Genomic DNA, 24986 nt, shown 5'->3' with positions numbered 1-24986 from the left:
GCACGCATGAGCGAACCCCTCGATTTGAGCCTGGACGGTGTTGAGCGCCGTTCCCTTGCCGACTTTACCGAGCAGGCTTATCTCAATTACTCCATGTACGTGATCATGGACCGCGCGTTGCCGCATATCGGTGACGGCCTCAAACCCGTACAGCGGCGCATCGTCTATGCCATGAGCGAGCTGGGCCTGGACGCTGACTCCAAACACAAAAAATCGGCGCGTACTGTCGGTGACGTACTCGGTAAGTTCCACCCGCACGGCGATTCCGCGTGCTACGAGGCCATGGTGCTGATGGCCCAGCCGTTCAGCTACCGCTACACATTGGTCGATGGTCAGGGTAACTGGGGCGCGCCGGATGATCCGAAGTCCTTCGCCGCCATGCGTTATACCGAGGCGCGCTTGTCGCGTTACTCGGAAGTCCTGCTCACCGAACTGGGCCAGGGCACCGTGGACTGGGTGCCGAACTTTGACGGCACCATGAACGAGCCCGCAACGCTGCCGGCGCGCCTGCCGAACATTCTGCTCAACGGCACCACTGGTATCGCCGTGGGTATGGCCACCGATGTGCCGCCGCATAACCTGCGCGAGGTCGCGTCGGCCTGCATTCGCCTGCTGGACGAGCCGAATGCCACGGTCGAGCAGCTTTGCGAGCACGTGCTCGGCCCGGACTACCCAACTGAAGCGGAAATCATCACCCCGCGTGCCGACCTGCTGAAAATCTACGAAACAGGTAAGGGTTCGGTGCGCATGCGCGCCGTGTACCGCGTCGAGGACGGCGACATCGTGGTCACCGCGCTGCCGCATCAGGTGTCCGGTGCCAAGGTGCTTGAGCAGATCGCCGCGCAAATGCAGGCGAAGAAATTGCCAATGGTGGCCGACCTGCGCGACGAGTCTGACCACGAACACCCATGCCGCATTGTCATTATTCCGCGCTCTAACCGCGTTAATGCTGACGAGTTGATGACTCACCTGTTTGCCACTACCGAGCTGGAATCCAGCTACCGGGTTAACACCAATGTTATCGGTCTCGACGGCAAGCCGCAGGTGAAGAACCTGCGGCAGCTCCTGCGCGAGTGGCTGGAGTACCGCGTCAACACCGTGCGGCGTCGCCTGCAATTCCGATTGGACAAGGTGGAGAAACGCCTGCACCTGTTGGAAGGTTTGCTGACGGCGTTCCTCAACCTGGATGAAGTGATCCACATCATCCGTACCGAGGACCAGCCCAAGCCGGTATTGATGGAGCGCTTTGGCCTCAGCGATATTCAGGCGGATTACATTCTTGATACGCGCCTGCGCCAGTTGGCTCGTCTTGAGGAAATGAAGATCCGTGGCGAGCAGGACGAGCTGGCCAAGGAACGCGCCAAGCTGCTTGCTCTGCTGGGTAGCGAAGCCAAGCTGAAAAAACTGGTGCGTGACGAGATCATCAAGGATGCCGAAACCTATGGCGACGACCGCCGTTCGCCGATTGTCGCCCGTGGCGAAGCCAAGGCCCTGAGCGAAACCGAGCTGATGCCGACCGAGCCAGTCACGGTGGTGATCTCGGAAAAAGGCTGGGTGCGCTGCGCCAAAGGTCACGACATCGACGCTACTGGCCTGTCGTACAAGGCCGGTGACGGCTTTAAAGTGGCCGCGCCAGGGCGCTCGAACCAATATGCGGTGTTTATCGACTCTACTGGGCGCAGCTATTCGCTGGCGGCGCACTCGCTGCCCTCAGCCCGTGGCCAGGGTGAGCCGCTAACCGGGCGCTTGACTCCGCCGCCGGGCGCGACGTTCGAGTGTGTGATGTTGCCGGATGACAGCGCGCTGTATGTGATTGCCTCGGATGCCGGTTATGGCTTTGTAGTCAAAGGTGAAGACCTGCAGGCCAAGAACAAGGCAGGTAAGGCCTTGCTCAGCCTGCCGGCTGGTGCCCAGGTGGTGCCGCCGAAGCCGCTGGGCAATCGTGAGGAAGACTGGTTGGCAGCGGTGACCACCGAAGGTCGTCTGCTGTTGTTCCCGGTGCGGGACTTGCCGCAGCTGGGCAAGGGCAAGGGGAATAAAATCATCGGTATTCCGGGTGAGCGGGTCGCCTCGCGCGAGGAGTACCTGACGGATCTGGCTGTACTGCCGGTCGGCGCAACCCTGGTGTTGCAGGCCGGTAAACGCACGCTGTCGCTCAAATCCGATGACCTGGAGCACTACAAAGGCGAGCGCGGTCGTCGTGGTAACAAGTTGCCGCGTGGCTTCCAGCGTGTCGACAGCCTGTTGGTTGAGGTTCAGGGGTAAGCGTGTTGGACTGTGGCCTTGTACTGGAGTCGTGAGTGGCTTTCAAGGATGATACGCAGCCGTAAGGTGGGCCGCTGCAAGCGACCTACCGGCACCTATTTTGTATACATGCTGGTAAAACTACTGGCTGGATGAGAGCGATGACTGTACTGCGTTTCCCTGGAGTTCTGCTGCTGGTCGGCGTGTTAGGCCTGGCTGGCTGCACCCGTTATCAGCAACTACCGCTGTACCAGCTCGACGCTGGTGATATACACGTACCGGCGGCTGATAAAGGCCTTGCGGTGTTGATTGGACCGGTGGCAGTTGCCGATTATCTACAGCGCGACGTGATGTTGCAGCGCCAGGCTGATGGCAGTTTGACTGCCTCTGACGATGCGCGTTGGGCTGGCAACCTGGCTGAAGAAATCGATCAACAACTTCTGCGTCAGTTAGCCTCGCGGCTGGATAGCCAGCGCCTGGTTCTGGCTCCGGCTACAGCGGGCTTTGTGCCGCAGGTACGCCTGGGCCTATCGATTACCCGCCTGGATTCCGGTCCCAGTCGCCCTGCGGTGCTGGAGGCGCAATGGCGTCTGGCCGGTGCGGACGGCAAGTTGCTCGACGGGCGTTTGGTGCGCTTGGAAGAACCGCACAGTGGCACGATAGTCGATCAAGTACGGGCGCAAAGCATTGTGGTTCAGCAGTTGGCTGAGCAATTGGCTGAGGCTGTCGAAACCCATGGCAAGCCTGTTGCCGCAGTCGCTCCCGCGCCTCGCAAGCAGACCCAGGTGCAGCCTACGCCGCCGGTCGTGCCGCGTATCCCGGTTGCCGAGCCGAGTCGCAATGAGGGTGAGGTTTTCCGCTTTTAAGCTATGGGTTCTTGGCGGCAGGGTGCCGGGCGGGTGAGCGCCGCATGACGTTGCCTTAAGGTAGCCAGCTATTTGCCTATGGGGTGATTAGATTGTTCTTGTGCACCAGTACGCCCTTTGGGTCGCTCTGGCGCAGATTAATCTGCCGCAGACTTGGGTTGGTTCGCAACAATCCCTGCAACAACTGGTTCAGTTACTCTCGTGCATGCGTGCCAGTTGGCGTTCCAGTAGCGACGGGTAGGGCTCCAGTAAACGTTCAACACAGCAGGCCCCTTGCGGGCTGGCAATTGCGCGAATGCGCGCGCGCTGGCTAATCAGAGCGTCGTCGGCAATGCTGCGTTCCACCAGCAGCAGGTTGCGGCTGTGCTGCGACAGGGCCAGAGCGTTTTGCGCGCTTTCGCTCAGCAGTAGATCGCCTTGGCTGAGGTTGCGGAGGTTGGTGCCGAGGGTCAGGCCAAGTTGCAGTTGCAGAGTAATACCGCTGTCCGCCACTTCGATTTGTAGCGCATGGCCCAGAGCTCGCATCAGCTCGCCGCAACAGATCGCGTGGGTCAGGTAGTCCTCTCCGCAGTCCAATTGATGGAACAGCATTAGGCTGCTGCCGTCGCTGAGGGTGTGTAACTCCCCCTGATACAGACTCGCAGCCTGCTCTAGGCAGTCGCGATAGTGCTGTAACAACTCCATTAGGCGTGTGCGCGGTAGGTGGCGCAGCTGTTCCTGGGCGCCCAGTTGAATCGCCAGCACTGCACTAGGCAGCGCCTGCTGAATGACGGGCGCGGGCGCAGTGTCGTGAACGGTGTTGTCGCGCAGTTCGGAGAAGGGATCGTCCTCCACGCGATTGATGTACTCATCTGTTTGGACAGGCCGCGGTTCGTCGGACTCACCCAGTGCGTTCAAGTCGTCGAAGCGATCATCGTGCAGATCACGTACGGCGAAGTCCGGCTCATTATCGAAGGATTCATCGAGATGCTCGCTCTCGTAGGCCGTTTCGGGCTCTTCGTCATAGATCTCGTCGTCTTCCACCGTCGGCTTTTCTGGAACCAGACGGGCTTGCAGTTGACGCGCCAGGTCGCCGATTTCATCTTGGCGTCCAGCTCCGGGGGCGGGGTCATCCGGGTCGCGCAGCCAGACCCGCAGCTGTAGCAGGGGTGTGGAAATATGCCGGCCGAGGCGCATGCTCAGTGATAGGGCCAGCGCCAGCAGGATCAGGCTGAGAATACCCATGCTTTGCAGGCTAATGGTCATCGGCTGCTGGAACTGTTGCATGTCCAGGCTGATACGTAGCTGGCCGGCGATTACCTCCTGGAAGGTGATCGGTGTGGAATACAGCCCCTCGGTTTCCCCCAGCATGCTTTGGCTTGGGCGTGAGCCTGCCTCGGCGAGGATGCGGTTATCCACGCTGTAGATGGCTGCATGAGCTACCAGCGGATTCTTTACCAGGTTATTCAGCAATACGTTGAGGCTGAGGATGTCGTTAGACACCAGCAGCTCGGTTGCCGAGGTTGCCGTCTGGGTGATGAGGCTGGTGCCGAGGGCTTCAGCCTGCTGCTGCATCGCATGCTTGAACTGCATGCCGATGACCCAGCCATAGATCACCAGGGCCAGGGCCACTAGTAGCAGGCTATGGCTGACAATACGCAACGCCAGGGGGATGCGCCTTTGACGCAGGGCCTGGAATATAAGGAGAAAGAAATTATCGGGCTTTACGGGGTTGGGCCGGTTCACAGAGCTCGGCTCATGTCGACTATAGTTGGCGCGCAGTATAGCGATGCACCGGCAGTGGGCAAAGCGCTGTGCGTGGCTGTTTACCTATGAAAATGGGTAGAATGCGTGCCTTTTCCACGGCTTGTGACCTGTTCAGCAGGCCGCTGCCCTTGACGCTGTCCTGGAGACTGAGCTTTGCGCGAAATCGTCCTGATCAATATCACCGGCGAAGATCGCCCCGGTTTGACTGCCGCTATCACGGGCGTGCTGGCCCAGGGCGGGGTGAATATCCTCGATATTGGCCAGGCGGTGATCCATGACACCCTGTCGTTTGGGATTTTGGTCGAGATCCCCGATACCGAGCGCGCGTCGTCGGTGCTCAAGGACATCCTCTTTACCGCATATAAGCTCGACCAGCAGGTGCGCTTTACCCCTGTGTCTGAAGCGGATTATCAGCAGTGGGTGAGCGGCCAGGGCAAGGCCCGGCACATTGTCACGCTACTGACGCGCAAGGTGACAGCTGAGCAGTTGCAGCGCGTCAGTGCGATTACCGCGCGCTACGACCTGAATATCGACCATATCGATCGTCTTTCTGGGCGCATGCCGCTGGATATGCCTGCTGAGCAAGGCAAGGGCTGTATTGAGTTCTCCGTACGCGGTGAACCGGCAGATCCTGCAGCCCTGCGCGCCGAGTTCCTCAGTGTGGCCCAGGAGTTGAATGTCGATATCGCCTTCCAGCGCGACTCGTTATTCCGTCGCAACCGTCGCCTGGCAGTGTTCGACATGGACTCGACGCTGATCGAGGCAGAAGTGATCGATGAGCTGGCCAAGGCTGCTGGCGTTGGTGAGCAGGTCTCGGAAATTACCGAGCGTGCGATGCGTGGTGAGCTGGATTTTGCCGCCAGCTTCCGCGAGCGCCTGGCGTTGCTCAAAGGCTTGCCGGAAACCGTGTTGGCGGATATTGGCACCTCGCTAAGCCTGACTGAGGGCGCGGAAACGCTGTTCAGTGAGCTGCGTCGCTTAGGTTACAAGACCGCAATCCTGTCTGGTGGCTTCACCTACTTTGCCAAGCAATTGCAGGCTAAGCTAGGTATCGATTATGTCTTCGCCAATGAGCTGCAGATTGTCGATGGGTTGGTCACTGGTGTGGCGGTGGAGCCGATCGTCGATGCGCAGCGTAAAGCTGACCTGCTACGAGAGCTGGCGGCCAAGGAAGGGTTGCGTTTAGAGCAGACGATTGCGGTCGGCGATGGAGCCAATGACCTGCCGATGCTGGCGATAGCCGGTTTGGGCGTGGCGTTTCGTGCCAAGCCGCTGGTTAAGCAGTCTGCCAAGCAGGCCATCTCGACCCTGGGGCTGGATGGCATTCTTTACCTGTTGGGGTTTCGCGATCGCGACGGTTTGGAGTGACAAGATGTAAGAAACAAAAAGCCGCCTGATGGCGGCTTTTTTGTGGCCTGCCATTGCTGGAGGGCTTTTGCGCTAGGTTACTCGTCGTCGGCCGCGAAATCGTAGTCCATCGACTGGCTAGGTCCCTGCAGATAATGGCCTTGGATGTAATTGACACCCGCCTGCCAGAGGGTCGCGAGCACGCTGGCGCTCTCGACAAAAGGTACGATCGTCAGTTTGGCTTGAGCATGCAGGCTGGCCAGCAGGGTTTTCAGCGACTCCTGATTCTCCGCAGTGCTTAGATCCTGAGAGAACGAGCTGTCGACTTTGACGAAATCGATATGCAGGTGCTTGAGGGTGTTGAAGGGGTTAAGCGAGCAGCCGAACTGGGTCAGTGCGGTTTTGCAGTGCAGTTCGTTGAGTCGCTGGGTGATGAGCTTGGCCTGCTTCAGATAAGCGATGGCATCCGGTTCGCTGAACTGGAATACCAGTGAGTCGGATGGCAGACGTGCGGCTTTTAGTGCCACGCTGAGCCATGGCAGCAAGGTTTGATCCTGCAGGCTGGCACTGGATACATGGACGAAAAGACGGGTGTTGTGGCCTTTGCTGCGGTGGTCGGCGAGCAGTTTTATCGAGTTGAGAATGACCCAGCGATCAATTTTCTCGGCCATTCCGGCGTCTTTGGCGGCACTGAACAATTCGTTAGGCGGGATTTCTTCGCCATTAGGGTTGATTAGGCGTAGCAGGGCTTCGTAATGCTCGAAGTTGTCACCGCGTAGGCTGATGATTGGTTGAAACAGCAAACGGAAGCTGTTGTTTTCCAGCGCTTGTTGAATCATTGCCACGATGTTGCCGCGGCTTGCCGCAGCGGCCAGCTCATCGGCTGGGTTGAATAGCTTCAGGGTATTGCCATCGCTCAGTTCGTCGGCGCAGCGATGCGCGCGGTCGACGACTTCCTGGGCTTTAGTAGTTTTTTCGTTGAGCCCGGCAACGCCAATCGACAAGGTGCTTTGTACAGTGCGGCCGTTGACGTCGAACAGGTGGCCTTCGACTTTTTTCAGTAGGCTAGCCAGCAGTTCTTGGGTGCTTTCCGGGGTGACGCCTGGCTGTAGCACGCTAAATACGTCATCGCCAAAGCGTGCCAGTTGCGCGTTGGCATTGAAGTGAGCGCGCAGCAGATTGGCTAGGTCGGCGAGCAGAATATCGATACCCGCCAGGCCAATATCGGCGAGCAGACTGGCATAGTGGTCGATGCGGATATAGGCCAAGCTTGAGGGCTGGCCGGCATTCACTGCGCGCTCGGCAGCGTTATCCATCAACTCAAGGAAGTGGCTGCGATTGAATAGGCCGGTGACCAGGTCCTGGCTGCTGATTTCCCGCAGCTTTTCTTCCAACTCGGCATTGCCTGTTTCGGCACGAATCACCACCTGGATGCAGGGTTCGCCATCATAGGTGGCCGGAGAGAAGCTCATCTGCGCTTGGAAACTCTGCCCGCTCGCCTTGATCCCGGTGCAGTTGAGTTCGGTACCACCTTCCGCGTTTTGATAGTTCTTCAGAAAGTCTTTGAAGCTGGACTGGTCGCTGCTGCCGATCAGGTCGATCATCGGCATGCCTTCTAGCTCTTCGGCGTCTTCGTAGGCGAATAGTTCAAGGTAGGCGCGATTCGCGTAGATGTGCATGCCGTCATGCACGTAGGTAATGGCGTCGACGGAGCTATCAAGCAGCAACTGGCAGCGTTTCTCTGTTTCGCGCAGGGTCACTTCTGATGCGCGGCGGGCGCGACGCTCTTCCAGGTTGGCCAGCTCGCGCTTGGCCACCAATACTAAACGTTCGTCCTCACCTTGCGGCAGGGCATCTTGGGCGCCGAGCATAAGCGCTTCGGTGACGCTGTCGGAGTCGTTGTCGCTGAGTAGTTGAATAACCGGAATATCTTTGGCTTGGCGGCGGATCGCGCCAATCGCTTCGCTGGTTGTCAGTTGTTCGCTGCTCGGTGCGCAGATCAGCAGATCCCAGCTTTGCTGCAGCGCCTCGTTGAGGTCGTCGCTGGAGGTTAGGCGATGCACACGAGTCGCTCTGCCAGCGTTGCGGAACAAGCTGACTAGGCGCTCGGCCTCGTTCTGCGAGTCTTCAAGAATCAGTAGCCGTATGGTTTTTTTTTCAATGGCCATTGTGTGGTATCAGGTCTGCGCCGAACGGGCGCGAAAAGGCGACAAAAGGACGTGCGACGGCAATCTACAGCGACTTCCAGAGGGAGTCAAAGTCTTCCTCCCCGCTCGGTGTGCGGCCTTTCGGCGCTGTGACGCGTTCCCCATGACTGCTTGCTGCCTGCTCAACACTGCGGTACTCAAACTGGTTGAAACTGCCGGTGTTGGCTTGTCGCCGGCTGAGCACAGCGCGGTGCTCGCTGCCATTGAGGTTGATGCTGACCTTGTTACCTTCTTGGAAGGGTAGCCGGGCGGTTATCAGGCTGGCAGGCCGGGAAATAGCACTGATTTCTGGCAGTAGCAGGGCGCGGAGGTATTGACTGCTTTGTTCCGATTTACGCACCAGTTGCAGGCCGCAGGCTTGTGCATGTGGCGCGATCAGTTCTATGCCCATTTGGGTGCCGCCGCCGCGAACCTGGCGAATCCAGCGCACCACTGCAACGCTCCAGCCCTGTTTAGGCAGGCCTTGCACGCCGAGTAACTCACCTGCTTGCAGTTGGCTGGGCACCTCTTTTGGCCATGACAGGCAATAGCCGCCAGGGCTGATGTTAACGATCGCTACTTCGTAGGTCGGGTAGTTGTCTGTCGTGCTAGGTTCGGCTGTTACAGCTCCTTGGGTTGGGGCGCTGTATTGAATCTCCTCGAAAGGCAGGCCGTTTTCCCATTGGTTGTTTTTTTTCACGTCGAATGCGTTCGACCATACATCAGGTGCGCCGGTGTCTGGTTTGAATACCGCGGTGTTCGTCGTGGCGGGAAGCTGCAGCACTTCATTGAATGGGCGCTTGTCGGCCAGGTGGTAGTGCAGCGAACTCATGCCGATACACAGTGTAAGTGCGCCTTTACCTTGGCTGCGCTGAAAGGTGCGTTCCGCGATATCGCCCCAGGCTGCCGATAGGTGTTGGAGCATGTCTTGGCTGAAACCTTCTGGCACCAATAGTCGTGACTGGGACTGGCTCTCTGCCGGGAGTAGCAGGTGCTCTTTGATCGCATCAACCAGCAGGCTTGGGTCGATGCCGACAGCATTACGTAATTCGCTTTGCTGGAACAGCGAGATGTAGCGCGGCGGGCCATCCATCTTGGGGGCTACGGCGAACAGGCTGGAGGGCTCATCACCGGCTTGTAAGGTTGTAAGCGTGCTCCAGGGCTCAAGCACTTCGGCCAGGCGTGCGATTGCACTTTGGCGCATCTGGTTGCAGCGGGCGCAGCCGAGTAGCAATGCTACCAAGTAACTTTGCTCGGTGCTCAGGCCTTGGGTGTGGCGGGCTTGGGTGTCGCGCACAAGCACCTTGTGCAGGTCGCGGGCGCGGGCAATTTGGTAAAGCTGGTGCAACTCCAGCCAGAGTCCTTCGGGCACTGGGCAGTAGAGCTGGCTAGCACGGATCAGTGGGCCGCAGAGGCTGTGTGTCGCGCGTTGCAGGGCTACGGCGAGGAGCTGGTTGCGTTCGCGGCTGGCCTGTGTAGATAAGCGCGCGACTATCAGCTTGTAGCCAATTGCCAGATGGTTTTGCAGGGCCTGACAAAGGTTGGCGACTTTACGCGGACGCTCGTCTAGAACGATGGCCTGGTTTAGGAAGTGTTTTTCCAGCTGTTTGCAGACGAAAAAAATCTCCGGGCGCAGTATTTCTAGCAGCTGCAGGCGGTTTTCCGAGGGCGTGAGCAGTTGGTTGAGTTCGACCAGTGCTTGGTAAAGCTGGCGTGCTGTTTCACCGATATTGGCTTTGGGTAGGCCGTCCACCCATTTTTTCAAATCGCGGGGGGTGGCTTCGCAGAATGACAGGCTTTGCTTGTCTGGCGTGGTGACGCGCAGCAGCAAGTGAGAATTCTGTTTATCCATCTAAATCGGCGGCTCCAGCACAGGTGCAAGGTAGGCAGTATGTTTCGACTCTAGCAGTATCTTGCAGGCCTCGCAGCTATGGCCTTGGCATGAGTGCCAGGATGAAGCGGCAAACTAACCAGGAGTAAGGCTTTGGCGTGTGACGACTTATTACGTACAGAGGTTCCTTGAGTCGATACTTAGCGGCACTTTTAGGCTCGTGCTTAAAGTGCCGCTGATGTTATTCACGCATTAGGTTTACCGATTGCTTGACCCATGCGTACCGGGCTATTGGCGGTCAGCTCTGTAGCCCACTGCACCTGCTCAGGAGCAAACAGCACGATGGCGGTAGAGCCCAGCTTGAAGCGACCCAGTTCTGCGCCTTTTTCCAGGCTGATCGGGGCACGTGCTGCGTCGTCGTACTTGAAGGTTTTTAACGTGCGTTTTGGCGGGGTCACCAGGCCGGCCCAGACGGTTTCGATCGAGGCTACGATCATGGCGCCGACCAGTACTACCGCCATTGGCCCGCGCTCGGTGTCGAACAGGCAGACTACGCGCTCATTGCGGGCAAATAGTTCCGGCACATTCTCTGCCGTGGTTTGGTTGACTGAGAACAGGCGTCCTGGCACGTAGACCATTTCTCTCAGGGTGCCGGCCAGGGGCATGTGTACGCGGTGGTAGTCCTTCGGTGACAGGTAGATGGTGGCAAAATCGCCGCCCATGAATGCAGCTGCACGCTCGCTGTCACCCCCCAGTAGTTCGATCACGCTGAAACTGTGGCCCTTGGCTTGGAATACCCGGCCTTGTTCGATCTTGCCGAGCTGGCTGACTGCGCCATCTGCTGGGCAGAGGACTGCACCTGGCGTGCTATCGAGGGGGCGTGCGTCATCTTTCAGGGCGCGCGTGAAGAAGTCATTGAAGTGAGCGAAAGCAGTCAGGTCTTCGACCTGGGCTTCGTTCATATTCACCCGGTATTGCTTGGCGAACCAGCCGATCAGGCTATTCTTGAACCAGCCAGCCCGGCATTCGGCGGCACAGCCGATTAGGCGCGATAGCAGGTGGTGCGGCAGCAAGTACTGGCTGAGGATAAACAGGCGATCTTTCATTGGGCTTCCTTAAAAGTGGCAGGTGGTCTGGCGGATACTCAGCGCTCGACCGGTGTGTCAGGGTGGTTGCCCCACTCGCCCCAGGAGCCGGCGTAGGCTTTTACCCGCGGGTAGCCGAGGATCTTGGCTGCCAGGTAGGTAAAGCCTGAGCGGTGGTGGGTCTGGCAGTGGGTGATGATTTCTTTGTCGGCAGTAATGCCGAGGCTATTGAGCTGGGTCTGCAGGTCCAGGCGGATGCGCAGCGCGCGCGTCGGGTCCATGCCCGCGGTCCATTCAAAATTGATTGCTCCCGGTACATGGCCGGCCTTTTGTGCCAGCGCCTTCTCGCCGTTGAACTCACTTGGCGAGCGAGCATCCCAAACGGCCAAGTCGGCTGCACCGAGGCGGCTTTGCAGGTATTCGCGGCTGGCGGTTGGGGTATCTTGCAGGTTTAGCGAAACCTTGGCGGTGCGGATCTCCGGCGCGGCAGTGCTGAGTTCGAGTTCCTCGGCCAGCCAAGCATGCAGGCCGCCATCTAGGTAGTGGTAGCGCGAGTGGCCAATCACATCTAGCAGCCAGATAAACCGCCCGGCCCAGCCGCCGCCTTCGTCGTCATACACCACGTAGACAGCATTCGGGTTATGGCCAAGCTCGCTAAACAATTGCTCTAGCTGTGCGCACTCGGGGAGCAGTCCCGGGGCGGGCGGTTGGCCCAGTTGCGTGCGCTTGGGGTCGACAAATCGCGCGCCGGGGATGTGCCCAGCGGCATAGCGTGCCGGGCTGGTCAGGTCGACCAAAATCAGTTCTGGGGAATCCAGGCGATTAGCCAATTGGGACGGTTCGATCAGCAAGGGCAACTCAGCGAAGGCGGTCATGCCGGGCCTCTTTTTACCGGAAAGGGGGGGATTGTAGCGGAAAGCCTACCGCCCACGGGTGGCAAAGCTGGCCAGCGCACGCTCAATGCATTGCACGGTTTTACCGAAGCCTTGCACGCTGACATCACTCAGCGTTTGGCCGCCCTGGTCGGCGAAGATCAGCATAACGACACGGTTGTTGCTGGCGATCGAGCGAATCAGCAGGTGTTCGCTAGGGAACAGACTTTTCAGCGTACCCGGCAGCATGGCGGAAAACTGCGCAATGTTGCTTGGGGTCAGGCGCAGTTGTGCCGGTGCGCTGAGCAGGCGGCGTAGCACCTGGCTCTGCTGCGGGTCGAGGCTGAGGCTGGCGGCGGACTTGTCCAAGCCTGTCTGCTGTTGGGTCATCAGGCGGGTGTGGTTGCGATCAGCCAGTAAAATCAGCACGCGCTGCATGCCGCATGCTTCTAGAGCATGGTTGGCGCAGGCGGTTAACTGCAGTACGTTGCTAAAGGCGCTGGGCTGAGCCAGAAGTTGCGCGCACTGTTGACGCCACTCACTCAAAACCACTGGTTTGGGCAGCTCGGCTGCGGCCTGCAAGTGGCGTGCTTGCCATGGCCAGATCAGGGCTTCGGCCGGGTGCCAGAGGTCTGTGCGGAGCATTTGGCGGGCGCTACTCACGGCGTGCTGGTGCAGTTGTTGTTGCAGGGCATCGAGGGGTAGCTGCAGGAATAATCCTGTGAGCTTTTGCCAGCGTAGGCTATGCGGGCTGTTCCAGGCGTAGTGGGCGGAAATTGCCAGGCAATTTGCCAGCAAAATGCTGTTGGCCGGTTGGGTCAGCCAGCGCCGCAGGTTGCTGTCGGCGTCCAGGCATTGTTGCTGCTGCAGTGGGTGTTCGTTGTTGTGGGCAATATGTAGCGCCTTAATCAGTAGCCGGCGGTCGTTTACCAGTAGGCGATAGCCTTGGGTTATCCACTCGGGTAATCGCCAGCTTTCACTCAGTGCCAGGCACAGTTTCAGTAGTGGTACACCAAGAAGGTCCTGTTCCACTTTACTTGCCGGCTCGCCTTTAACGAGAACCCGCTGTTCCCAGGCTACGAATAATTCGGGATAAGCTGCTAGCAAGGTCCAGACCGGGGCAAGAAATAGCAGGCTGCCCCAGTGCACTTCCTGCCAGAGACGTGCCAGGCGACTTGCGAACAGGCCATTGGCTTGCTGGCTGGCGTGTTGGCTAATTAGCAATATTTGCCTGAAGGGTTTAGGCAGTTCTTGTTCTGGCTGCGCAGGTAGACGATTGAGTAGCGCTTCCGTGCGGCTCAAGCCGAGGCGACTGATGGCGGCTTCGAGGCTATCAGTCTGCTCACTGAGTCCGCTGCTCTTGCTGTTGGCTTCGCGTAACACGCTGAGGGCGAGCGCTGGGCAGCTCTGCATGAGATCGGCCAGCTCACGCCGGGAGCGGTTGCTGTCAGCCAACGCCCTGCGCAGCGGTTGCAGGCTTTCGCTAGAGGCAGGCAATAGCTGGCTGTCCAGCTGCTTGAGCCAGTCTTTTAGAGTACGCGGATAGTTGGCGGGCTTATGCATTCGGGTTGAGACAAGCTGGCTTTTGACCTTAACTGGCTATAGTCTCGCGCAAAAGTTCCGATAAATAGAAGGGTTGTTTTGCACGGCCTCTTTCTAACCTCTCTGGCAAGTCTCTTTCTATGGCAAAGATCATTGGCATTATTGTTGTGTTCGCCGGCGTTATCGGGGGATTTATCCTCTCTGGCGGCAAATTTATGGCGTTGGTCCACCCCTATGAGGTCTTGACCATTGGCGGGGCTTCGCTAGGGGCGTTCTTGCAGGCCAACCCTGGCAGTACCTTCATGACTGTGTTCAAGAAGTCGTTGAGCATGTTTGGCTCGCGCTTTACCCATCACTATTATCTGGACGTGCTTAAGCTGCTTTACGAGATTCTTAACAAGAGTCGTCGTGAAGGCATGATGGCCATTGAGGCTGATGTTGAAGATCCCGCTGCTAGCCCGATTTTTAGCAAGTACCCTGGCATTCTCAAAGATCAGCGGATGACCTCATTTATCTGCGATTACCTGCGCATTATGTCCTCTGGCAACATGGCTCCCCATGAGCTGGAGGGGTTGTTTGACATGGAAATTTCCAGTCTCAAAGAGGAGCTTGAACATCCCGGTCATGCGGTCGCCGGGATTGCTGACGGCTTGCCAGCCATGGGTATTGTGGCGGCGGTATTGGGGATCGTTATTACCATGTCGATTCTTGCCGAGGCGGATAACGCCGAAATCGGTGAGAAAGTGGGCACCGCACTGGTTGGTACTTTTTTGGGGATCTTGGCGTCCTACGGGTTCTTTGGCCCATTGGCGGCCTCGCTCGGTCATGATGCGAAAGAAGAGGTGAATGTTTACGAGGCCATCAAAGCAGGTCTTGTTGCCTCCGCCTCCGGTATGCCGCCGTCTCTAGCTGTGGAATTCTCGCGCAAGGTGCTTTACCCCGCCCATCGGCCAAGCTTCAGTGAGCTTGAACAGGCCATGCGTGGGAGTTAAAGCGCAGCATGGAGAATAATCAGCCGATTATCGTCAAGCGCGTCAAGAAAATTGCCGCTGGCCACCATGGTGGCGCCTGGAAAATCGCCTTTGCTGACTTCGCTACGGCGATGATGGCGTTTTTTATGGTGATGTGGCTGATGACAACAGCTACGCCCGAACAGAAAAAACTCATTTCCGGTTATTTTCAGGACCCTGTGGGCTTCTCTGAAAGTGCCAGCCCCTATGTGATTGACCTAGGCGGTACGCCTACGCCGGCCCCTGATAAGACGCTCAACCCCGATCAGCAGCAAGAGCAAGCTCCGGCTGATGATGTTCAGCCTGCCGATGGGGCGCAGGGGGAGATAGATAAACAGCAGGCAGAGTCAGTTGCCGAAGAGGTTGAGCGCGAACGCCTAGAGTTGTTGCTGCAAGAGTTGCAGAACAAGGTCGAGGAAAATCCGCAGCTACAAAACTTCAAGGATCAGATTCTCTTCGAGATCACCCAGGACGGACTGCGTATCCAAATCATGGATGCTGCCAATCGGCCGATGTTCGCCTCGGGTAGCGCACGTTTGCAGCCTTATTTCGAGGATATTCTTCTGGCCATGACCGACACCATTGCGGCGGTGCCGAACAAGATCAGCGTCAGTGGTCATACCGATGCCGCACCTTTTGTCGGGCGTGGTGGTTATGGCAATTGGGAGTTGTCTGCTGACCGTGCCAACGCCGCACGGCGCGTGTTGGTTGCCGGTGGTTACGATGATGGGCAGGTGGCGCGGGTCGTGGGTTATGCGTCCTCGGCACTGTTTGATCGCGAGAATCCGCTGAATCCGGTTAACCGGCGCATCGACATCGTGGTACTGACCAAGAAGGCTCAGCGTGCCATTGAGGGCGGGCAGAGCGATTCCGCAGCAGACGCGCCTCCGGCCGAGGCTGGCGCTGCGCCGGCCAGTGCTGCACCTGCTGCCCCCGCACCGGGTGACCCGTTGCCTGATGGGCAGCTGCGTGAGCGGCTGAATATCTTTGAAGACGGTGTGCTGAAGTTCGATCAGCCGCGTGAGTGAGATGTAAAAAGGCCGCACTTGTTGCGGCCTTTTTATCTTTATGGCCTGCCATCCCTGGCGGCCACCCTGAGGGCCGTCGCGGCGCGACGTTAAAAACCGCTCCCGGCGATTTTTCAGTACTCGGCCTCTGGCAGGCTGGCCAGGATATGTCGGTAACTGGCCATGCGCTGCGGATGCAGGCGGCCATCTTCCAATGCTTTGAGCAGCGCACAGCCCGGCTCACGGTCGTGTTTGCAGTCGCGGAAGCGGCATTGGCCGATCAGGTCGTGAAACTCGATAAAGCCGGCTTCGACATCATTACGACTGACGTGTACCAGGCCGAACTCACGGATCCCTGGGGAGTCGATCAGCTCGCCGCCGCCAGGGAAATGGAACAGGCGCGCAGTGGTGGTGGTATGGGTGCCTTTGCCGGTCAGCTCGGAGAGCGGCCCGACGCGGGTGTCAACTTCCGGTAGCAGGCTGTTGACCAGCGACGATTTGCCTACCCCGGACTGGCCGACAAACACGCTGACATGGCCATCGAGTTGCCGTTGCAGTTGTTGCATGCCGTCGCCGCCGTGGGCAGACACTTCCAGCAGCGGATAACCGAGCTCGCGGTAAACGCCGAGCATGCGGTTGAGTGCCACGGCATTCTGCTCATCCAGCAGGTCGGTCTTGTTCAGCAGCAGCAGCGGGCGGATGCCGGCGTGCTCGGCGGCTACCAAATAACGGTCGATCAGGTTGGCATGGGGTTCGGGCAGCGGGGCAAAGACAATCACGATCAGGTCGACGTTGGCCGCTACTGGCTTCAGTAGGCCGCGAGTATCCGGTCGACAGAGTTCGGTGCTGCGCGGTAGTTGCGCGACGATTACCCCAATGCCTTGGTTGCCGGCGCGCCATACCACTTGGTCGCCAGTCACCATGGTCGGCAGGTTGGCGCGTAGGTGGCAGCGGAATACCTGGCCAGCCAGTTCGCCATCCAGTGCTTCAACTTCGATCTGCACGCCAAAGTGGGCTATCACCAGGCCGGTTTGTTCCGGGCCCAGGTCGCCACCTTCGAGGATCTGTACCGCCTGCGATTCGCGTTTAGCGGCGCGGGCGGCGCGCTCGCCCTGGATTTTTTCGATACGCCAGTTTTGCCGGCGGTTGAGTTGGCGTTTGGCCATGGGGCTTCCGAGAGTTGAATTACGCAATAAACGGCCGCGAGTCTAGCACGGGCTGCCTATTGAACTGCTGGCACGGCTAAACTGCGGCGCATTATCGGTCGGGCTGTTGAGGGGGCTGCATGCTGCGTGTTGTTCGGCAATATCCGGCGCTGCTGGCCTTGTGCGCGCAATTAGGCGCGACACTGCTGGTCGGTTTGGCGCTGTATCTGGCGGCGCAGGTCGCGCCCTGGCGGCCAACTTGGCTGGCTGTCGGTCTGTCGCAAGGTTTGCTGGCGGCTGGGTTGGCGCGCTACCTGGGCTTGTCGCGTTGGTGGTGCTGGCTAAATTTACTGTTTGTTCCAGCGTTGCTGCTGGCTAGCGGCGCGCCGTTGCCGTCCTGGGTGTTTCTCGCAGGTTTTTTCCTGGTGCTGCTGCTCAACTGGAACAGTTTTGCTGAACAGGTGCCGTTGTACCTGACCGCCGCTGGCTCGCGGCAGCACCTGGCCGAGGTGCTTAACGAGCAGCCCGAGCCGTTTCGTTTTGTCGATTTAGGCTGTGGCCCGGCCGGGATGCTGCTGGGTCTAGCCCGGCAGTTCCCGCAGGCGCAGTTTGTGGGTGTTGAGACGGCGCCGCTGTCTTTCGCTATCGCTTGGCTACGTGCGTTGCGCTGCAGCAACTGCCAGATTCGCTATGAAAACCTCTGGCGCACTGATCTGTCAGGGTTTGACGTGGTGTATTGCTTTCTCTCGCCCGCGCCTATGGCTGAACTATGGGGCAAGGCCTGTGCGCAGATGCCGGCAGGTAGTTTGCTCATTAGTAATACCTTTGCAGTGCCCGATCATCCGGCGGATCGGCAGGTCGAGTTGCACGATTGGCGCAAGTCACGCTTGCTGTTGTGGCGTATGCCGCGTTGATTTATTCGCGAACAGGTCGTTGAAAAATGTAGCGAGCGACGGCTAGGCAAGGCGAAATCGGCTGAGAAAGCGCAGTGTACGAGTTGTCCATGAGCATTTCGAGGCCGAGTTCAACGCCGCATAGCCGAGCGCAGTAGTTTTTCGGCGGCCTGTTAAACTGTCGGCCTTAGCCGAGGAGCGCAACATGCAGAATCCACAGAATCTGATCTGGATCGACCTGGAAATGACCGGTCTGGAGCCTGAAACCGACGTCATCATCGAGATGGCCACTATTGTCACCGACAGTGACCTGAATATTCTCGCCGAAGGTCCGGTTATTGCCGTGCACCAGAGTGATGAGCTGCTTGCCGGGATGGATGAGTGGAATACCCGTACCCACGGTGCTAGCGGCCTGACCCAGCGAGTGCGGGAGAGCAAAATCGGGCCGGCTGAAGCTGAGGCCATGACCATTGCCTTTCTTGAGCAGTGGGTGCCGAAGGGCAAGTCACCCATCTGTGGTAATAGCATCGGCCAGGACCGGCGCTTCCTCTACAAGTACATGCAGAATCTTGAGGCCTATTTCCACTATCGCTATTTGGATGTGTCGACCTTGAAGATTCTCGCGGATTTGTGGGCGCCGCAGGTTAAGGAGTCCTTTAAAAAGCAGGGCACGCACCAGGCGCTGGATGATATTCGTGAGTCTATCGCCGAGCTGAAGCACTACCGTCAGCACTTCCTCAAGGTGTGACGCCAAGAAAAGCCCGCTAATGCGGGCTTTTCTTTATCTGAATTACAGGCCGTGGCGCGCCAGCGCCCACTCGACATGCTCGCGTACCAGCTCGGATGGGTGCTCCCGGCGTGCCTTTAGCGCTTCCACTACCGGGATGCTTGAGGGCGCGTTGCCCAGGCCGACGGCCAGGTTGCGCAGCCAGCGCTCATATCCGGCGCGGCGCAGTGGCGAGCCTTCGGTGCGGCTGAGAAACTCGTCTTCACTCCAGCAGAACAGTTCCGCCAGTTCGGCATTGTCCAGGCTGTGGCGCGGCTGGAAATCGCTCTGCTCGGTGGCTTTGGCAAAGCGGTTCCACGGGCAAACCATTTGGCAGTCATCGCAGCCAAACACCCGGTTACCGATAGGCGCGCGTAGCTCCTCCGGAATTGGGCCTTTGAGCTCGATGGTCAGGTAGGAAATGCAGCGCCGTGCATCCAGCACGTAGGGGCCGACAAAGGCCGCGGTCGGGCAAATATCCATGCAGGCGGTGCAGCGGCCGCAGTGCTCGCTGCTGTGTGGCTGATCCACTGGTAGCGGCAGGTCGACGAACAGCTCGCCAAGGAAGAAATAGCTACCGGCTTTGCGGTTGAGCACTAGGGTGTTCTTGCCGATCCAGCCGAGACCGGCCTGCTCGGCAATGGCTTTTTCCAGTACTGGCGCGCTGTCGACAAACGCACGATAGCCGAAGGGGCCGATCTGCTGCTGAATGCGCTCGGCCAGTTGTTGCAGGCGTTTGCGGATCAGTTTGTGGTAGTCGCGGCCCAGGGCGTAGCGCGAGACGTAGGCCTTTTCCGGCTGCGCCAGGCGTTGGGCCATCTGCGTGTCGCCCGGCAGGTAGTCCATGCGCAGCGACACCACGCGCAGAGTTCCAGGCACCAGTTGCTCTGGATGTGAACGTTTGCTGCCATGGGCGGCCATATAGTCCATCTCGCCCTGGTAGCCGGCGTCCAGCCAGCGCTGCAGGTGCGCTTCGTGCTCGCCCAGTTGTACGTCGGCTATGCCGACCTGCTGAAAGCCCTGCTCGCGGCCCCAGTCTTTGATGGACTGAGCGAGAGCGGCAAGGTCGAGGGCATCACTGTTCATATGAAGGCGGGTAACCAGGGCAGAGGTGCGTATAATTCTGCCAGACATCGGAGTCCACGCATGCCGCATTTGCCAGACAATCTTCCCCTACCGCTATACAGCGCTGCACAAGTGCGTGAGCTGGATGCGCGGCTGATCGCTGCCGGCACGCCAGGTTTCGAGCTGATGAGCCGCGCCGCTCAGGCAATTTGGCGGGCGCTGCGCCGGCGCTGGCCGGATGCCGGCGTGCTGACGGTGCTGGCCGGGCGTGGCAACAATGCTGGCGACGGATATCTGGTGGCAGCCTTGGCATTGCGTACCGGTTGGCAGGTACAGGTGCTGGCGGTGGGGGATGCGGCGCAGTTGCAGGGCGATGCGGCGCTGGCCCGTGATCAGGCGCTGGCCGCTGGCGTGTCAGTGCTTCCCTGGAATGATCAGGCTGAACTGCGTGGTGTGGTGCTCGATGCTCTGCTTGGCACCGGTCTTCAGGGCGACGTGCGTGAGCCTTATGCTCAGGTTATTCGCCGGGTCAATGACGCTGGCTTGCCTGTGTTGGCGGTGGATATCCCGTCCGGGCTCAGCGCGGACAACGGTCAGGCGCTCGGAGTGGCTGTGCATGCCGAGCTAACGGTGACCTTGATCGGTTTGAAACTGGGCCTGTTTACCGGGCAGTCGGCTGATTATCTGGGTGAGTTGCAATTTGCCGATCTCCAGGCTGATGCGGCTCTGCTTGCTGCTCAGGCTTTTACCGCGCAGCGCTTGGCGCCGACCAGTCTGCCGCAAGTACCGGTGCGTTCACGCAACGTGCATAAGGGGCAGTTGGGGCATGTGTTGGTGGTCGGCGGCGAGCGCGGCTTTGCCGGTGCAGGCCTGTTGGCAGCGCAGAGTGCGCTGCGTGCCGGGGCTGGGTTGGTCAGCCTGGCCACGCGCAGCGAGCATCTTCCTGCAGCCCAGGCACGTTTGCCTGAGGTGATGGCAGTCGGCGTGGCGTCGGCCAACCAGTTGTTGGTGTTGGGCGCGAATGCCAGCGTCTGGGTAATAGGGCCGGGTCTTGGTCAGGGCGCATGGGCGCGCAGCCTCTTATCGGCGGCGGCAGTTAGCCGTGTGGTGCAGGTGTGGGACGCGGATGCACTGAACCTACTGGCGCAGTCTGTGGTCCAGTTGCCCGCAGCGGCAGTGCTTACGCCGCACCCGGGTGAGGCGGCGCGTTTGCTCGGTATCAGTGCTGCCGCTGTTCAGGCAGACCGGCCTGCCGCAGCGCGTGCCTTGGCGCAGCGCTATCAGGCGGTATGCGTGCTGAAAGGCTCGGGCAGCCTGATTGCCTCGCCGGATGGCGGCTTATGGCTGTGTGATCGTGGTGATCCGGTCATGGCCGGTGCTGGCTTGGGTGATGTGTTGGCAGGTTTTATTGGTGCGCTGTTGGCGCAAGGGCTGGCGCCGTTGCCGGCAGCCCAGTTGGCGGTCTATCTACACGCCTGTGCCGGTGAGCGTTTGGCGTTGCAGGGCTGTGGTTTGGCAGCCAGTGATTTGTGTGCGGTTATTCGTGAGTTATTGCAGGAGCAGTCTGCGTGTCTGAGTTAGAGCTGTTTGCCGCCAATGAACAGGCGATGCTGGCGCTAGGTGCGCGTATCGCCGAGGTGAGTGGTGCTGTTGGGGTGATTTATCTGCACGGTGACCTCGGCGCCGGCAAAACCACCTTGTCGCGCGGGATCATTCGTGGGCTTGGCCATGTTGGTGCAGTGAAAAGTCCGACTTTTACTCTGGTTGAGCCCTATGAGATTGGTGCGTTGCGCGCCTTCCACTTCGATCTCTACCGTCTGGTGGATGCGGAGGAGTTGGAGTACCTCGGCATTCGTGATTATTTCGAGGGCGATGCATTGTGTCTGATTGAGTGGCCGCAACGTGGCGCAGGCTTTTTGCCAAAGGCGGACATGGACATTACCATTAGCCCGCATGGGGCCGGTCGGGTGCTGCGTTTGCACGCACAAGGCGAGCGAGGCGCTGCCTGGTGTGCTGCTTTGGCCGTCGGGGCATGAATCAATAATGGGGTTGGCTATGCGCATGGGCGCACGTTTTATTGTAGTTGGCGTGGCATTGCTCGCTTTTGCCGCCAATCTAATGGCCGCTTCGGATGTGCGTAGTGTACGCTTATGGCGCGCACCGGATAACACTCGGCTGGTGTTTGATCTGTCCGGTCCGGTGGAGCACAGCGTATTTCAGTTGTCGGCGCCTAATCGCATCGTGATCGACGTCAGTGGTGCCAAGTTAGCCACCAGCTTTGAACAGTTGGCCCTGAGTAATACACCGATCACGGGTATCCGTTCGGCGCAACGTACGCCGGACGATTTGCGCGTGGTTATCGACTTGTCGTCCCCGGTAACGCCCAAGAGTTTTACCTTGGCGCCCAATCAGCAATATGGCAATCGTCTGGTTGTTGACCTGTTCGACCAGGACCCAGGTGCTGCGCCAAGTCTGCCAACTACCTCGGTAGATACCGCAGGCACTGCGCCGCCAGTGCCTGTAACGTCGACCCAAGCACCACCCAAATTGACGCCGGTGCCCAGTGGTAAGCGCGATATCGTGATTGCTATCGATGCCGGCCACGGTGGTGAAGACCCTGGGGCGTTGTCGCCGGTCAAGGGTCAGTATGAGAAGCATATAACCTTGGCGATTGCCAAAGAGCTGCAGCGTCAGGTCAATGCCGAAAAAGGCTTCCGCGCTGAATTGGTCCGTACTGGCGATTACTTTATTCCGCTGCGCAAACGTACCGAAATCGCCCGCAAGAAGGGCGCAGATCTGTTCGTTTCCATCCATGCCGATGCGGCGCCGCGCTCATCGGCGTTTGGGGCCTCGGTGTATGCCCTGTCGGATCGCGGCGCAACCTCGGAAACAGCGCGCTGGTTGGCGGATTCGGAAAACCAGTCCGACCTGATCGGCGGTGCCGGTAATGTTAGCTTGGATGACAAAGACCGCATGCTTGCCGGTGTGTTGCTTGATCTGTCGATGACGGCATCGCTGTCGTCCAGCTTGAATGTCGGCAACAAGGTGCTAGGCAATATGGGGCGTATAACCCCGCTGCACAAACGGCGGGTAGAGCAAGCCGGATTTATGGTGCTGAAGTCGCCGGATATTCCGTCGATTCTGGTTGAGACCGGGTTTATCTCCAATCCAAACGAGGCGCGCAAACTAGCGAGCGCCAGTCATCAGCAGGCATTGGGGCGTTCGATTGTTTCCGGCGTAAAACAGTTCTTCCAGGAGAATCCGCCGCCCGGCACTTATGTAGCCTGGCTGCGTGATAACGGCAAAATTGCCATGGGGCCACGCGAGCATGTGGTCAGTTCTGGCGAAAGCTTGGCGCTGATTGCCCAGCGTTATCAGATCAGTCTGTCGGCGTTGCGCAGTGCCAATTCATTGAAAGGCGATGTGATAAAAGTGGGTCAACGTATTCAAATTCCTGCTACTGCTCTGGCTGCGCAGCCATGAGTGATGCTGCGCGTATCCAGCTGCTAAGTCCGCGGCTGGCGAACCAGATTGCTGCCGGTGAGGTGGTCGAGCGGCCGGCCTCGGTGATCAAAGAACTGCTGGAAAATAGCCTCGATTCCGGTGCCAAACGTATCGAAGTGGATGTTGAGCAGGGCGGCGTCAAACTGCTCAAAGTGCGTGACAACGGCGGTGGTATTTCGGCGGATGACCTGCCCCTAGCATTGGCGCGACATGCCACCAGCAAAATTCGTGAGCTGGAAGACCTCGAACAGGTGATGAGCCTGGGTTTTCGTGGTGAGGCGCTGGCGTCGATCAGCTCGGTCGCGCGCTTGACCCTGACCTCGCGTACCGCAGATGCCGAGCAAGCCTGGCAGGTGGAAACCGAAGGGCGCGACATGCAGCCGCGCGTGCAGCCTGCTGCGCATCCCGTTGGTACTTCGGTTGAGGTGCGTGACCTGTTCTTCAATACCCCGGCGCGACGCAAGTTCCTCAAAACTGAGAAAACTGAATTTGATCACCTGCAAGAGGTGATCAAGCGTCTGGCGCTGGCGCGTTTCGATGTGGCCTTCCATCTGCGGCACAACGGCAAGACTGTGCTCGGCCTGCATGAGGCTCCAGATGAAGTGAGTCGGGCGCGGCGTGTGGCCTCCGTCTGCGGTGCGGCATTTCTCGAGCAGGCGTTACCGATCGATATCGAACGCAATGGCTTGCATTTGTGGGGCTGGGTTGGCTTACCGACATTCTCGCGTAGCCAGGCCGACCTGCAGTACTTCTATGTGAACGGCCGTACGGTGCGCGATAAATTGGTCGCCCATGCGGTGCGTCAGGCTTACCGTGATGTGCTGTTCAATGGGCGGCACCCGACCTTTGTGCTGTTTCTTGAGATCGATCCCTCGGTAGTTGATGTCAACGTGCACCCGACCAAGCACGAAGTGCGCTTCCGTGATGGGCGCATGGTGCATGACTTTCTTTATGGCACGCTGCATCGTGCGCTGGGCGAGGTGCGCCCGGAAGATCAGTTGGCGGCACCGGCGACGGTTAGCGAGATGGTGCGCCCTAGTGGTCAGGCCGCTGGCGAGTTTGGTCCGCAGGGTGAAATCGGCTTGGCTGCCAGCCTGCTGCAGGCTACGCCTAGTGCTTCGGTTTGGCGCTCTCCAGGGGCGGGCTATCAAGGTTCTCGTCCCGAGGCAGTCTTGCCAGCGGCGGAAGCTCAGGGCGCGTATCGCGAATTTTTCTCGCCGATGGCCGCCGCGCCAGCTCCAGCAGGTTTGCCTGAGGCGCAGGGCGATATTCCGCCGTTAGGCTATGCGATTGCTCAGCTCAAGGGCATCTACATCCTTGCCGAAAACGTCCAAGGCCTGGTGGTGGTGGATATGCACGCGGCTCATGAGCGCATTACTTATGAGCGGCTGAAGGTCGCCATGGCCAATGAAGGCTTGCGTGGTCAGCCGTTGCTGGTGCCTGAGTCGATTGCGCTGAGTCAGCGCGAAGCTGATTGTGCCGAGGAACATGCCGAATGGTTCCAGCGCCTGGGTTTTGAATTGCAGCGCTTAGGGCCGGAAACTCTCGCGATCCGGCAGATTCCCGCGTTGCTCAAGCAGGCCGAGGCAACGCGTCTGGTGCAGGATGTGCTGGGTGATCTGCTTGAGTACGGCACCACTGATCGTATTCAGGCGCATCTTAATGAGCTGCTCGGCACCATGGCTTGCCACGGCTCGGTGCGCGCCAATCGGCGGCTGACCTTGCCGGAAATGAACGCCTTGCTGCGTGATATGGAGCACACCGAGCGGAGTGGTCAGTGTAACCATGGTCGTCCAACTTGGACGCAGATGGGTATGGATGACCTCGACAAACTGTTCCTGCGCGGCCGTTAAGCGGCCCGCGCTATTTAGAGAGTC

General features: G+C 59.0%; 19 protein-coding genes. 11 read left to right on the top strand and 8 right to left on the bottom strand.

The genetic code is table 11. The features are described 5' to 3' along the window. The first annotated feature begins 6 nt into the window (after positions 1-6). Positions 7-2265: a DNA topoisomerase IV subunit A gene (gene parC, locus VCA57_RS13865; RefSeq protein ID WP_411185625.1), complete on the top strand. Its 2259-nt coding sequence runs from the start codon at positions 7-9 to the stop codon at positions 2263-2265. Between the two features lie 140 nt (positions 2266-2405). Next, positions 2406-3110, top strand: coding sequence for a membrane integrity-associated transporter subunit PqiC (locus VCA57_RS13860; RefSeq protein ID WP_411185624.1), 705 nt, complete (start codon positions 2406-2408; stop codon positions 3108-3110). Positions 3111-3299: 189 nt separating this feature from the next. On the opposite strand, the gene VCA57_RS13855 is transcribed toward VCA57_RS13860, so the two are convergent. After that, complete coding sequence (locus VCA57_RS13855) at positions 3300-4835, bottom strand: AhpA/YtjB family protein (RefSeq protein ID WP_411185623.1); 1536 nt, start codon at positions 4833-4835, stop codon at positions 3300-3302. Positions 4836-5009: 174 nt separating this feature from the next. Here VCA57_RS13855 and serB point away from each other — a divergent pair, with 174 nt between their 5' ends. Beyond that, complete coding sequence (gene serB, locus VCA57_RS13850; RefSeq protein WP_411185622.1) at positions 5010-6224, top strand: phosphoserine phosphatase SerB; 1215 nt, start codon at positions 5010-5012, stop codon at positions 6222-6224. A 77-nt stretch (positions 6225-6301) separates the two neighbouring features. Here the strand turns inward: serB and VCA57_RS13845 are convergent, their stop codons facing one another. The 5 genes from VCA57_RS13845 to VCA57_RS13825 form a co-directional block, all read right to left on the bottom strand. Beyond that, a complete protein-coding gene (locus tag VCA57_RS13845; protein WP_411185621.1) occupies positions 6302-8371 on the bottom strand; it encodes an EAL domain-containing protein in 2070 nt (689 codons plus the stop codon). Between the two features lie 64 nt (positions 8372-8435). Beyond that, complete coding sequence (locus VCA57_RS13840; protein WP_411185620.1) at positions 8436-10241, bottom strand: molecular chaperone; 1806 nt, start codon at positions 10239-10241, stop codon at positions 8436-8438. A 224-nt stretch (positions 10242-10465) separates the two neighbouring features. Then, complete coding sequence (gene asd / locus VCA57_RS13835; RefSeq protein WP_411185618.1) at positions 10466-11326, bottom strand: archaetidylserine decarboxylase; 861 nt, start codon at positions 11324-11326, stop codon at positions 10466-10468. A gap of 38 nt (positions 11327-11364) precedes the next feature. Further along, on the bottom strand, positions 11365-12180 hold the full coding sequence (locus VCA57_RS13830; protein ID WP_411185617.1) for a rhodanese-like domain-containing protein: 816 nt from the start codon (positions 12178-12180) through the stop codon (positions 11365-11367). Between the two features lie 45 nt (positions 12181-12225). Next, positions 12226-13740, bottom strand: coding sequence for an HDOD domain-containing protein (locus VCA57_RS13825; protein ID WP_411185616.1), 1515 nt, complete (start codon positions 13738-13740; stop codon positions 12226-12228). 119 nt (positions 13741-13859) lie between these two features. Between VCA57_RS13825 and motA the strand changes: the two genes are divergently transcribed. Together motA and motB are read left to right on the top strand one after the other, a co-directional pair. After that, the gene (gene motA, locus VCA57_RS13820) at positions 13860-14711 is read left to right on the top strand and encodes a flagellar motor stator protein MotA (RefSeq protein WP_411185614.1); all 852 of its coding nucleotides are present in this window, start codon (positions 13860-13862) and stop codon (positions 14709-14711) included. Positions 14712-14719: 8 nt separating this feature from the next. Next, positions 14720-15757, top strand: a complete 1038-nt coding sequence (motB, locus tag VCA57_RS13815) for a flagellar motor protein MotB (protein ID WP_411185613.1) — start codon at positions 14720-14722, stop codon at positions 15755-15757. Between the two features lie 113 nt (positions 15758-15870). Here the strand turns inward: motB and rsgA are convergent, their stop codons facing one another. Continuing rightward, positions 15871-16902 carry a small ribosomal subunit biogenesis GTPase RsgA gene (gene rsgA, locus VCA57_RS13810; protein WP_411185612.1) on the bottom strand — a complete coding sequence of 344 codons (1032 nt, stop codon included), beginning with the start codon at positions 16900-16902 and terminating at the stop codon, positions 15871-15873. Between the two features lie 119 nt (positions 16903-17021). Between rsgA and VCA57_RS13805 the strand changes: the two genes are divergently transcribed. Both VCA57_RS13805 and orn read left to right on the top strand, forming a co-directional pair. Further along, positions 17022-17795 carry a class I SAM-dependent methyltransferase gene (locus VCA57_RS13805; protein ID WP_411185611.1) on the top strand — a complete coding sequence of 258 codons (774 nt, stop codon included), beginning with the start codon at positions 17022-17024 and terminating at the stop codon, positions 17793-17795. Positions 17796-17979: 184 nt separating this feature from the next. Then, positions 17980-18522, top strand: coding sequence for an oligoribonuclease (orn, locus tag VCA57_RS13800; protein WP_411185610.1), 543 nt, complete (start codon positions 17980-17982; stop codon positions 18520-18522). A 42-nt stretch (positions 18523-18564) separates the two neighbouring features. On the opposite strand, the gene queG is transcribed toward orn, so the two are convergent. Then, on the bottom strand, positions 18565-19626 hold the full coding sequence (gene queG, locus VCA57_RS13795; RefSeq protein WP_411185609.1) for a tRNA epoxyqueuosine(34) reductase QueG: 1062 nt from the start codon (positions 19624-19626) through the stop codon (positions 18565-18567). 60 nt (positions 19627-19686) lie between these two features. Between queG and VCA57_RS13790 the strand changes: the two genes are divergently transcribed. From VCA57_RS13790 to mutL, 4 genes are all read left to right on the top strand, one after another. Beyond that, positions 19687-21186, top strand: a complete 1500-nt coding sequence (locus VCA57_RS13790; RefSeq protein WP_411185608.1) for an NAD(P)H-hydrate dehydratase — start codon at positions 19687-19689, stop codon at positions 21184-21186. After that, on the top strand, positions 21174-21641 hold the full coding sequence (gene tsaE / locus VCA57_RS13785; protein WP_411185607.1) for a tRNA (adenosine(37)-N6)-threonylcarbamoyltransferase complex ATPase subunit type 1 TsaE: 468 nt from the start codon (positions 21174-21176) through the stop codon (positions 21639-21641). The genes VCA57_RS13790 and tsaE overlap by 13 nt, the downstream gene beginning before the upstream one ends. 82 nt (positions 21642-21723) lie before the next feature. Then, entirely contained in the window at positions 21724-23088 is a 1365-nt protein-coding gene (locus VCA57_RS13780) for an N-acetylmuramoyl-L-alanine amidase (RefSeq protein ID WP_411185653.1), read from the top strand. Further along, positions 23085-24962 (top strand): DNA mismatch repair endonuclease MutL, encoded by a 1878-nt coding sequence (gene mutL, locus VCA57_RS13775; protein WP_411185606.1) that lies wholly within the window; start codon positions 23085-23087, stop codon positions 24960-24962. Before VCA57_RS13780 ends, mutL begins: the two co-directional genes overlap by 4 nt. Positions 24963-24986 lie beyond the last annotated feature (24 nt).

This window comes from Pseudomonas sp. (assembly GCF_046581935.1).
GTDB lineage: Bacteria > Pseudomonadota > Gammaproteobacteria > Pseudomonadales > Pseudomonadaceae > Aquipseudomonas.
This window is presented reverse-complemented; position numbering and strand designations above follow the sequence as displayed.

Coding starts and splice junctions, on each gene's coding strand:
- motB (WP_411185613.1), top strand. CDS start 14,720: ATGGAGAATAATCAGCCGATTATCGTCAAGCGCGTCAAGAAAATTGCC.
- VCA57_RS13790 (WP_411185608.1), top strand. CDS start 19,687: ATGCCGCATTTGCCAGACAATCTTCCCCTACCGCTATACAGCGCTGCA.
- orn (WP_411185610.1), top strand. CDS start 17,980: ATGCAGAATCCACAGAATCTGATCTGGATCGACCTGGAAATGACCGGT.
- mutL (WP_411185606.1), top strand. CDS start 23,085: ATGAGTGATGCTGCGCGTATCCAGCTGCTAAGTCCGCGGCTGGCGAAC.
- queG (WP_411185609.1), bottom strand. CDS start 19,626: ATGAACAGTGATGCCCTCGACCTTGCCGCTCTCGCTCAGTCCATCAAA.
- VCA57_RS13860 (WP_411185624.1), top strand. CDS start 2,406: ATGACTGTACTGCGTTTCCCTGGAGTTCTGCTGCTGGTCGGCGTGTTA.
- VCA57_RS13780 (WP_411185653.1), top strand. CDS start 21,724: ATGGCCGCTTCGGATGTGCGTAGTGTACGCTTATGGCGCGCACCGGAT.
- VCA57_RS13830 (WP_411185617.1), bottom strand. CDS start 12,180: ATGACCGCCTTCGCTGAGTTGCCCTTGCTGATCGAACCGTCCCAATTG.
- VCA57_RS13845 (WP_411185621.1), bottom strand. CDS start 8,371: ATGGCCATTGAAAAAAAAACCATACGGCTACTGATTCTTGAAGACTCG.
- motA (WP_411185614.1), top strand. CDS start 13,860: ATGGCAAAGATCATTGGCATTATTGTTGTGTTCGCCGGCGTTATCGGG.
- VCA57_RS13840 (WP_411185620.1), bottom strand. CDS start 10,241: ATGGATAAACAGAATTCTCACTTGCTGCTGCGCGTCACCACGCCAGAC.
- VCA57_RS13825 (WP_411185616.1), bottom strand. CDS start 13,740: ATGCATAAGCCCGCCAACTATCCGCGTACTCTAAAAGACTGGCTCAAG.
- parC (WP_411185625.1), top strand. CDS start 7: ATGAGCGAACCCCTCGATTTGAGCCTGGACGGTGTTGAGCGCCGTTCC.
- asd (WP_411185618.1), bottom strand. CDS start 11,326: ATGAAAGATCGCCTGTTTATCCTCAGCCAGTACTTGCTGCCGCACCAC.
- VCA57_RS13805 (WP_411185611.1), top strand. CDS start 17,022: ATGCTGCGTGTTGTTCGGCAATATCCGGCGCTGCTGGCCTTGTGCGCG.
- rsgA (WP_411185612.1), bottom strand. CDS start 16,902: ATGGCCAAACGCCAACTCAACCGCCGGCAAAACTGGCGTATCGAAAAA.